Source organism: Shewanella sp. 10N.286.52.B9 (genome assembly GCF_002873635.1).
GTDB lineage: Bacteria > Pseudomonadota > Gammaproteobacteria > Enterobacterales > Shewanellaceae > Shewanella.
The window spans coordinates 1527-10953 of sequence record NZ_MCTY01000042.1 but is presented as its reverse complement, the minus strand read 5'-3'; the positions used below and the strand labels follow the sequence as shown (position 1 = coordinate 10953).

General features: G+C 40.0%; 10 protein-coding genes. All 10 read right to left on the bottom strand.

Annotated elements, in window-relative coordinates; genetic code table 11:
• Positions 1-214: 214 nt before the first annotated feature.
• A complete protein-coding gene (locus tag BCU91_RS03600; protein ID WP_102530917.1) occupies positions 215-1039 on the bottom strand; it encodes an ABC transporter permease subunit in 825 nt (274 codons plus the stop codon).
• 6 nt (positions 1040-1045) lie between these two features.
• Positions 1046-1948, bottom strand: a complete 903-nt coding sequence (locus tag BCU91_RS03595; RefSeq protein WP_102440249.1) for an ABC transporter ATP-binding protein — start codon at positions 1946-1948, stop codon at positions 1046-1048.
• A 6-nt stretch (positions 1949-1954) separates the two neighbouring features.
• Entirely contained in the window at positions 1955-3337 is a 1383-nt protein-coding gene (nosD, locus tag BCU91_RS03590) for a nitrous oxide reductase family maturation protein NosD (protein ID WP_102440248.1), read from the bottom strand.
• Between the two features lie 110 nt (positions 3338-3447).
• Positions 3448-3951: a nitrous oxide reductase accessory protein NosL gene (locus tag BCU91_RS03585; protein ID WP_102530916.1), complete on the bottom strand. Its 504-nt coding sequence runs from the start codon at positions 3949-3951 to the stop codon at positions 3448-3450.
• A 99-nt stretch (positions 3952-4050) separates the two neighbouring features.
• Positions 4051-4998 (bottom strand): NrfD/PsrC family molybdoenzyme membrane anchor subunit, encoded by a 948-nt coding sequence (nrfD, locus tag BCU91_RS03580; RefSeq protein ID WP_102530915.1) that lies wholly within the window; start codon positions 4996-4998, stop codon positions 4051-4053.
• 1 nt (position 4999) lies between these two features.
• Positions 5000-5707 carry a 4Fe-4S dicluster domain-containing protein gene (locus BCU91_RS03575; protein ID WP_102475886.1) on the bottom strand — a complete coding sequence of 236 codons (708 nt, stop codon included), beginning with the start codon at positions 5705-5707 and terminating at the stop codon, positions 5000-5002.
• Positions 5708-5774: 67 nt separating this feature from the next.
• Positions 5775-6515, bottom strand: a complete 741-nt coding sequence (locus BCU91_RS03570; protein WP_133126570.1) for a nitrite reductase — start codon at positions 6513-6515, stop codon at positions 5775-5777.
• Between the two features lie 76 nt (positions 6516-6591).
• A complete protein-coding gene (locus BCU91_RS03565) occupies positions 6592-7365 on the bottom strand; it encodes an FKBP-type peptidyl-prolyl cis-trans isomerase (protein ID WP_102475885.1) in 774 nt (257 codons plus the stop codon).
• A gap of 74 nt (positions 7366-7439) precedes the next feature.
• Complete coding sequence (locus BCU91_RS03560) at positions 7440-7871, bottom strand: rhodanese-like domain-containing protein (RefSeq protein ID WP_102440243.1); 432 nt, start codon at positions 7869-7871, stop codon at positions 7440-7442.
• A gap of 85 nt (positions 7872-7956) precedes the next feature.
• Positions 7957-9427, bottom strand: a 1471-nt coding sequence (locus BCU91_RS03555) for a cytochrome C (RefSeq protein WP_102440242.1), incomplete at its 5' end; no start/stop codon positions are given.

Here is a 9427-nt window from a genome sequence, read left to right as displayed (position 1 = left end):
CACCTAAAGTTTTACTATTGAGTCAATTGAAATCACATGAATCATAATTCATATCTTATCAAAAATATGTGATTACCGACTCAGTCTTAAAATATTTTAAAATCAGATAATACAAACACTTATATAGATATACCTCAAAATATATTTTTGTTAATTACTGCTATTAACATTGTGAATGAATAACCATTTCATTCTCTAAAATTAAGCATTGCAGTTAAAATATTTTCCGATGAAATAAACTTTGTGAAATCAACATCATTACCCCAACCCATATTGTTAATGCGATATACAAGTTAGACAGAGGAAATTGAACTAACGACGATAAACTACTGCTAGTATCCTGTTGAGGGGCAGCAACTAACATCAGAGCGCGGAAAATGTCACTTGGATTAAGCAATATCATTACCTGTAAAAGTTGACTAGAAAGCTCCACAGTTTCCGCTACCATAAGTGTGAGTAAAATAAGGTCGTAAACCAATACAACCGCTACCCAAATAAACAATAAAATAGCAATGGCTTTAGCTTTTTCAGCCACCTGCAAACTCACCACATAACCCACTAATACAAAGCACATACTCAGTAAAATACTGCTAAACACTAAATGACAGAACAACGGCAACAATAATGACAATTCAGTGCCAGTAAACACATGAATAAGTGCAGCTGTTAATCCAAAAGAAAATACAATAGTGCAAGCTAGCACAGTGATATGGCCAACAAACTTACCTAATAATATCTGACTGCGGCTTAAAGGGTATGACAATAGCAACAGCAAGGTACCAGACTCTTCTTCACCAATAAAACTGTCATAACTCAACAAAATAGCCGTTAATGGTAAAATAAATACTCCAATGGAACTTAGACTGGCCATTAACATTGGCAGCACTGGAACAGCTAACTCACCCGTGACAACTGAACCTGAAAATGAAATTATTAAGGATAAACTAGTTAATATCAGACCGATAAACACAACCCAACGATTACGAAAGTTGTCTTTAATTTCTTTACTGGCGATGGTTAAAATAGGTGTAAACATCATAATTCCTCAAGCAACGTTTTGCTGACGGTTATTCATGCAGTGATGATAAATATCACTTAAACCAGGTTCTTCAATAGAGAAGTTATAAACGCCACAATGCTGCGTGAGATACTGCATGACTCTTGGCTTATCTACCTGATGAATCAATAATTGATTATTCACAGCCAATGTATTTAAAAACTCATCCTCTGCTATCGCTTGATTAATTTCCTCTCCTTTAAACAACACTTTTAAGTCTGTTAATTGGCGCAACGTCTCTACACAGCCAGAGGCTAATTCCATGCCGTTAGCCATAATAAAAGCACGATCAATATTATCTTCAACAACTGCCAACTCATGGGTACACACTACAATGGCGCAACCTTGGCGTTTGAGTTCATCAATCTTTTGATACATAAACAGTGAGGCCTGTGGATCAAGTCCAACTGTAGGTTCATCAAGTAATAAAATATCAGGAGATGACAATATTGCTTGGGCAAAACCTAGACGCTGCTTCATGCCTTTTGAATAGCTTTTAACCGGATTATCTTGCGCATGCTCAAGGCCAAACTCTTCGAGTACTTGTAGAACTTTTGATTTATCAATCCGCTTTAACGCGGCAAAATAATTCAACACCTCTTTGCCGGTGAGCTTTTCATATAAACTGATATTTTCAGGTAGGTAACCTAGATTGATCTGACGGCGATCTTTCTCATGAGTCACCGTTTTACCCATCATGGTAATTTGGCCCGATGTGGGTTTTACTATGCCTAACAGCATTTTTATCAGGCTAGATTTACCTGCACCATTATGCCCCAGCAATGCTAACGTTTCCCCCGCATGTACCTGTAAACTGATATTGCCTACGGCAGTAAATTCACCGTACTGTTTAATGAGGTTCTGAACCTGAATAACTGAATTTCTTGGCATAAAAACCTACTTATTTAACGAATGCTCAGAAGGCTGAGTTGTTGAAACTATGTTTGAATTTACATATGAATAATCTGCTAGTTCAGCGGCATAACCAATATTGGAATTTGCAGTCGGACTCATCATTGGAAAACTATCCATCACACCTGCTTCCGGCATAATTTGAAATTGCTGCTGAGTCCAGCGCAGCAAAGAAGCCACAGGACTTTTCAATAAAAAATGCGCTTCAGGATAAAGCCAATACAAACGATCTAAATGATCGCTTGGCTGATAAGCTTGCTCGCTAAACCCATCACCTGTTCGATCCCAACCGATAAAACCGCTCCAATAATTCCCTTGTTCTTTATGACTCCATTCAACAATCGTATCGCCGACATACTTCACATGAGCTTGATTATTAATAAACTGGTTACGATATATTTGATTGCCTTCGCCGCCCATCGCCATATAAATACCAATTTCGCTATTAGCAAATTCATTGTTATAAACACGGTTATCACGGGCGCCATAAATGAACATGCTTTTACCTTCATCGCCCGTTGGCATTTTAGGGTTTGCATTAACGATATTATTCACATGATTGGCTTGAACGTCTGAGTCATTGGTCATGTTTAGCAACACACCAAATATCGCAGCACCATTAACTTGATTATGATGTAGATTAATCCGCTTAGAGTTCATTAATGCGTAACCACCATCGACTTTTGTGGCTGCATTATTAAAGGCTTCGTCATCTTCGGTATACATGTAATGAATACCGTATTGCTGCTTAGAAAATTGATTATTGGTGACTAAACTGTGTTTACCTGATTCTAGATACACGCCATCTCTTACATCTTTAATTACATTGCCATTGATAACAGCATGATCCACACGTTTTAGATAAATACCATCGCCTCTATCCAATACAAAGCGTTCAGCATCGCCGCTAATCAGGTTGTGAGAAATTTCAATATGATGGCTATTATCGGCGCGAATGCCAAAGCCATCGCCAGTGAGTACATTGTCAGCGATCACAATGTTTGTCATGCCATCATTAATCAATATGCCTGCATTCAGTTCATATTGATCGTCTCCCCAATTGAGAATGTTTAATTGCTTAATATTGACGTCATTACTGGCAATCGTGATGGCGCTACCTTGACCTTGAGCATCAATAATTGACCTGGGATGACCGATTAATGTGAGGGGCTTATTAATAATCGCATTACCAAGATAGGTTTGATTACTCAAAGCAATGCGGTCATGAGCACTCGCGTCGTCAATAATCTCTTGCAATAAAACAGATTTGACTAGTGGATTAACATTTATTTCCATTGAATCAGCAAGCGTAATAGGTGCAGTAAATACACCAATAATCCACCACCAAATCAATACAAATTTACCCATGGAGTTTCTCACTTTCATCTAACCAATTATCTGAATTTGCTTAGCTAATGACTTTTAGTAAATTAAAAACATTAATACTTTACCAAGCTAACACCTTTGTTTTTATAGGCTTAATGATGGCTCATATTCTCGCCTAATAATTCAATGGTAATGTCGTCAAACTTCAATACAGCCCCACCAAACTCACGGGCAAAATCTTGCGCTGCTTGTTCAGTACTAAATGAGGCTACAGCTGGGCCCATCACCGCTTGTCGACTGGTGCCATAAACATATGTCGCTGTTTTACCGTCAATAAAGAATTCATCTTTGGGATTATCCCAGTCTGTTTTGGCCATATCATGCACCCAAACTTGGTTCACCTGACGGGTATTTTCTGGTTGTAATAAAAAGCTGAACATATCGCGTGTCGAACAAAAAGAAGGGGTTGCTTCAACGTTTTTTAAGCTCAATTGCCCCTTAGGACCAGGGTACTTTGTGATCATCATGCCGCACATATGACAACGATCATGCTCATGTATGGCATGGCTGTGACCACTCGCCTCTGCGCCAACCTTGTCTGGAGTACAGGCAAATAACAATGGCACTAGTAGTAATAACGATAGGATTTTTTTCATTTAAATTTCCAACTCAACACGAGCTCTACAAAGTAAAAAGAATCACCCTTAAAAATGACTAAGGGAAGACATATGCGCTTAAGGGTGATTCTGGCAACACTAAATTGCGTATGTTTGTCCTGCATACAGGATAAACATGCGTAAGCACATCATGCCGCTAATGGCACAAAATCCTGATAAGTAAAATGCTTTAGCGGAATGGCTAAAGGTTTTACCTGTGGCGAAGTTAAGCAAGATAGGCCCTAAGAACCCAACACCTACAACACCAATCCAGAATAGATTTGCCCATACACCAGCTGTAAATGCTTCAAAAGCTGATTGCGCACCAGCATTACCCGTTGCAAGCGACATTGCGATCATGCAGATAAACAAAATTTCAGCAATCATGATTGGCCATTCAGCCCCATGAAGGATTTTAAGTTCACTGCTGTGCATGTCTTCTTTGAACAAGAATACCGACAACATTTTTGATGCAGCCGCACCTGCTGAGACACCCGAAGCAATAAATAAAGCAGGTAATACTGCTGTATTAATCAGTGGGAAACGGATTAACGCTGAAATCAAGAAACCAGTATAAGCACACACTGCTGCCGCTAGAATTAACACTGCAACTTCGCAAGGTTTGCGAATTGGTTTTAGCATGTTAATGATTGGCAACAAGATACTTAATGCTGGAATCGATTTGATTTCATCTTCAAAGGCATAAAGACACAACACTGCCGTAAGTGGGATGTACACACATAAAGCGATAACCCCTACTGACATAACTGATGTGAAATTGTAAAATACGAGAATACGCCAGAAGAACAATGGGTTGGTTAAGTCTAAAACCAGACATAACATACCCAGTGCAATCGTCACAAACGAGATTAAGCTGGCAGCTTTATACAGTGGGGTAGTTTCAGTTTGGCCTTTAAAAAAGCGAATTGCTAAAGCAACCACTAAAGAACCGCCTGAAATACCGGCTAAGAAAAGGTAAACAGCAATTGGCCAAGGCCATGCAACCCCTTCAGATAGCCCCATGGTAAACTCCATTGAACCGTCCATCTTATACCCCCAACTTAACAACTGGAATGTAACGAAGGCTTGGTTCAGTACCAAATTGAGGCTTCATACGCACAGAGTCTTTCACCGCTAATAATTTATTAACGTATGAGGTTGGATCGTTAGCATCACCAAAGATCAACGCATCATATTTACACTGTTGTACACAAGCTGGTAACTCACCTTTTGATAATTTGCTGTTTAAACAGAAATCGCAATTATCAGCCACATCAGTTTCTTCATTAATAAAACGTGCATTGTATGGGCAGGCGCCAATACAGTATTTACAACCTGCACATTTACTTGCGTCCATGGTGACGATCCCTGTTTTAGGATCTTTATGTGCCGCACCTGTAGGACATACACTGACACATGGCGCGTTTTTACATTGCTGACAAGAAACACGAACAAACTTACGTTCGCAGTTACACTCTTCTTTGCCACAATGTGGACATGCTTGCCCTTCAACACCGCCAGATTGATGTTCCATCAACATTCTTGATTTGCCGTCAGGTAAGTTATTTGCGACATTACATGCCTCTTTACACTCACCACAACCGACACATTTATTTTGATCAAACACCATAACGTAATGAGGTTTGTTAGCATCTTCGTTGTCATCTTTAACTGAAGTACAGCCCATAGGGCCCAGAATTAAAGAAGCAGCTCCAATACCTTTTAGAAACCTCCGTCTTTCTATATTTTCACTCACAACATCCTCCCTAGTGCAGCTATCGCTGACTGGTATTTATTGGTTCGCTGCAAATTCAAATGACGAATCATCGACTCAATTCATTTAATTTAAATTCGGCTTTCATAATTGCGTTATTAATAGATTGTCTATTAAAAGATTGAGTTTGATTGGTCAGTAAGATGCGCCAGTGATCTATCGCGTCAACATATTCACCCTTAAGGTAAGCATCTGTTGCGAGTAGCAATCTGGTATTAAGCTCATCACGTTGAAAACTCAACGCTGTATCAATGACCATTTTGGTCTCAGGTAAAAACTGACGACTATCTCGGTAATACATTGATGTCGCTTTTATGCCTAATAACTCAGCATCAGCACCCACTAGCTCAATTAACTGATCTAGCGTCGTCACAGAGTCAGCATATAAACCGCCTTCTGCATATGATTGTGCTAACGAAATAAGCGCTAATTCATTTTGTGGTTGTTGCTGAACTTGATCTCGCCCTTTAGTAATACTGGCTGCAATCAAGTAATCCACCGATTCATCTGCCTGACCTTTATCCCAACCTTGGAAATGTCCTCCACTGGCATATATAGATAACGAAAAAATCAATACAGCGACTGACATCCATAATGGACTTTGATAAGAACCAGCAAGCTTAAATTCATCATATTTAAGGCAATGCTCGCCATTGTTACCGTCAGCCACTTTATTGGCTTGTTTCATCACAGTGCTGCTCAAATTACGGTTATATACACTGTGATGAATCCAGAAGAGTCCGATAAATATACTCAGACATACTGCTATACCTAAGACCAGAATATTCATAAGTGTCTCTTCTTTCTTGAATTTAATTAATGAGTTATCACCAAAATTTCAATGACAACTTGTTGTTAGTAAAAGCTTAGTGAGAGCCCATCATGCCGTTCATGCCCATACCTGTTAGGCCCATACCTTTTGCGTTTTCACTCGGTGCTTCAGACTTAACTAATTCCACTTCAAAAATTAATGCGGTATCACCAGGAATATCACCAGCACCGTCTTTGCCATACGCTAGCTCAGATGGAATGGCAAAACGAAAGGTTGAGCCTTCAGGCATCAAGCGTAAACCTTCTTCCCAACCAGCAATGGCTGTCAGTAATGCAAAACGAACTGGATCTGTCGTTTCATCAAATACAGTCCCATCAACTAATGTGCCTTTGTACTTCACAGTGACCACATCTTCAGGGTTAGGTTTTCTGCCTTCACCCATTTTTATCACTTCATACTGCAAGCCAGAACCCGTCACCTTAACGCCATCTTTCGCTTTGTTTTCAACTAAGAAAGCATCACTGGCTTTTTTACTTTCAAGGGCAATTTGTTGCATTTTTTGGCTACTCAATAAATTAAGTAGTTCACTTCGATCGTTTAAGTAAGTCAGCACATCTTCATCAGACATTTTTTGTTCATTCTTAAGCGCATCAATCACACCATCAATCACCAATTGAACATTAATTTGAGCGCCAAGCTCCGTTTGGTTATAAATTTGGCTTGATAGGTAATTACCAATAGAAGCGCCCATGCTGTAAGACTGTTTTTCAACATCGCTTTCTACGTTTTGAGCAGCAAAACTGCCTGCTGATAAAACCAATGTCATACACGTTGCAATGGCTAAGGTACTTTTCTTTAATAATTTCATTTGGCACTCTCTCTTGGAAAATAGATTGACCCAGCGACAACACATCATCAGGTCTTAAATAGGTAATAAAATGGTTAAGGTAATTCTGTTACTCTTCCTGACAATCGCCAGCCGTAAATTCCATCGGCCATATGTCTAACCCCTGTGTAACCTAGTTTTACTGTTTCTCGTGCAGCCATCGCACTTGAAGTACATAAAGTGTTAGCACAGTAGAACACCATCACCGCATCCTTATTTTTTGGAAGTAACTTTTTCCAGTTCTTAACGTTGAAGTACACCGCACCAGGGATAAACCCTTCAGCCCATAACTCCAATGTGTTTACATCAAAAAAATAAACATCTTCATTGCCCACTAACGACTCAGCTTCACGCATTGAAATCGGATTAAGCTGAATGTCATTAATAGGAATTGGAATGAGATCCCCACCCGCACCAGCAAACACTTGTGCTTGCACTGCGACGAACAACGATACTGAAATCAAAATCTTGCTAAGTAGTTTTTTCATGGTTTTCTCTCAAAATATCTCGGCATCGGCTGACGCCGAGTTATTAAAAAATGGCTACTCACATACGTGAGTAGCCATTAGGGTTTTACATTTTTTTACCATTAATAATGGCTTGAGCTTGAGTCACGTAAGTGAGTGCTGCATCAATACGTTTATGGGTATAACGCGCACCATGGACACCCCAAGAACCATCTTTTTCAAGCAGCGTCACTGCATCTTGTGCTTTATCAGCCAATAGAAGAACTTGTGATTTATCTTCAACAGATAACTTAGTCACTTCTAATAATTGGTCGATAGTGTCAAGAGCGCCGACAACTTGAGCGTAAGTTTCTTTGATAGGCGTTTGGAACTTCATCACTTCGCCGTAGATCTCTTGTTGATCTTTGTAGTGTAGGCTTGGATCAAGTTCTGATTGGAACTGACTGTGACAACCTTTACCATTAACGACATTATCATCAGAGATAGCAGTACGAGCACAAGACCACATTAAATCTAAGTAGTTATTACCATTAGCATTCTTCGCAACAGTCCAACCTTTCACAGTAGATTCACGAGGTTTGCCTTCTGGTGGGTTCAATGTCTTCTGAGTTGGGTCGATTTCAATCTTCCACATGTGCGACTTACGAACCGCGTCGAAACCAGCTTGATCAGGGAACTGCATTGCGGTGAAGTTTTCACAACTGCCCATGTTAGGCATGTGACAACTTGTACAGCTTTGGTCGCTATGAGTCTTAGTGTTTGCTGCGATTTCAGCTTGCGCTGCGTGACAGTCAGAACACTCTTTCTTCATTTTCGGTTTGGTATAACCAGACTTCCAATCGTTGCTTGTAACTTCATGTGGATCATGACAAGTCGCACAACGCATGCCTTTTTCATAATGCATAGAAGCGAACATTTGCGAACCTTCAGTACCACATGATGGACATGCAGACTTCATTTTCACACCAAAAGCATACTCAAGTTTATCTTGGCCTTCTTCAGTATCAGCTAGCTCATCAACGAAGTTAAAACGTTGGTGACAACGTTCACAATTCGAAGGCATTCCGCCGCCATTACCACCATCGAGATGACCACCTGCTCCGTGACATTCTTCACAAGCAATACCTTTAGAAATGGTATGTTCTTGTAGTTTTTTAGGGTCACCTAAAGCAGCTAAGTATTCCTCTTTAGTTTCGAAGTCGAACTTGAAGCTATGACACACTTCACAGTAAGAGCTTGCAGGTTGGAACAACATTTCTTTTTCATACTTCGCACCGTATGAGCTCATGCCCACTTGGTGAGAACCACTTGGACCAAATGCTTTACCATCGTTAGTTTCAGGAAATTCTGGGATAACTGCGTTAATTTTGGCAGCCATTTCAGGCGTTAACCATTCAGCCCAACCACGTGAGAATTGGTTACCACCAGCGACCATTTTACCGCTGCCATCTCTCAATAAGCCGTCACGAATATGGTAAGTACCACGGACTAACCATGCATCAATGAAGCCGTATTTAGTACGTGGTGTACCCACAGTTGCGTAGATCATGTCAGGCGTAATACCATCAGCCAAAATA

Coding starts and splice junctions, on each gene's coding strand:
- BCU91_RS03600 (WP_102530917.1), bottom strand. CDS start 1,039: ATGATGTTTACACCTATTTTAACCATCGCCAGTAAAGAAATTAAAGAC.
- BCU91_RS03595 (WP_102440249.1), bottom strand. CDS start 1,948: ATGCCAAGAAATTCAGTTATTCAGGTTCAGAACCTCATTAAACAGTAC.
- nosD (WP_102440248.1), bottom strand. CDS start 3,337: ATGGGTAAATTTGTATTGATTTGGTGGTGGATTATTGGTGTATTTACT.
- BCU91_RS03585 (WP_102530916.1), bottom strand. CDS start 3,951: ATGAAAAAAATCCTATCGTTATTACTACTAGTGCCATTGTTATTTGCC.
- nrfD (WP_102530915.1), bottom strand. CDS start 4,998: ATGGACGGTTCAATGGAGTTTACCATGGGGCTATCTGAAGGGGTTGCA.
- BCU91_RS03570 (WP_133126570.1), bottom strand. CDS start 6,515: ATGAATATTCTGGTCTTAGGTATAGCAGTATGTCTGAGTATATTTATC.
- BCU91_RS03565 (WP_102475885.1), bottom strand. CDS start 7,365: ATGAAATTATTAAAGAAAAGTACCTTAGCCATTGCAACGTGTATGACA.
- BCU91_RS03560 (WP_102440243.1), bottom strand. CDS start 7,871: ATGAAAAAACTACTTAGCAAGATTTTGATTTCAGTATCGTTGTTCGTC.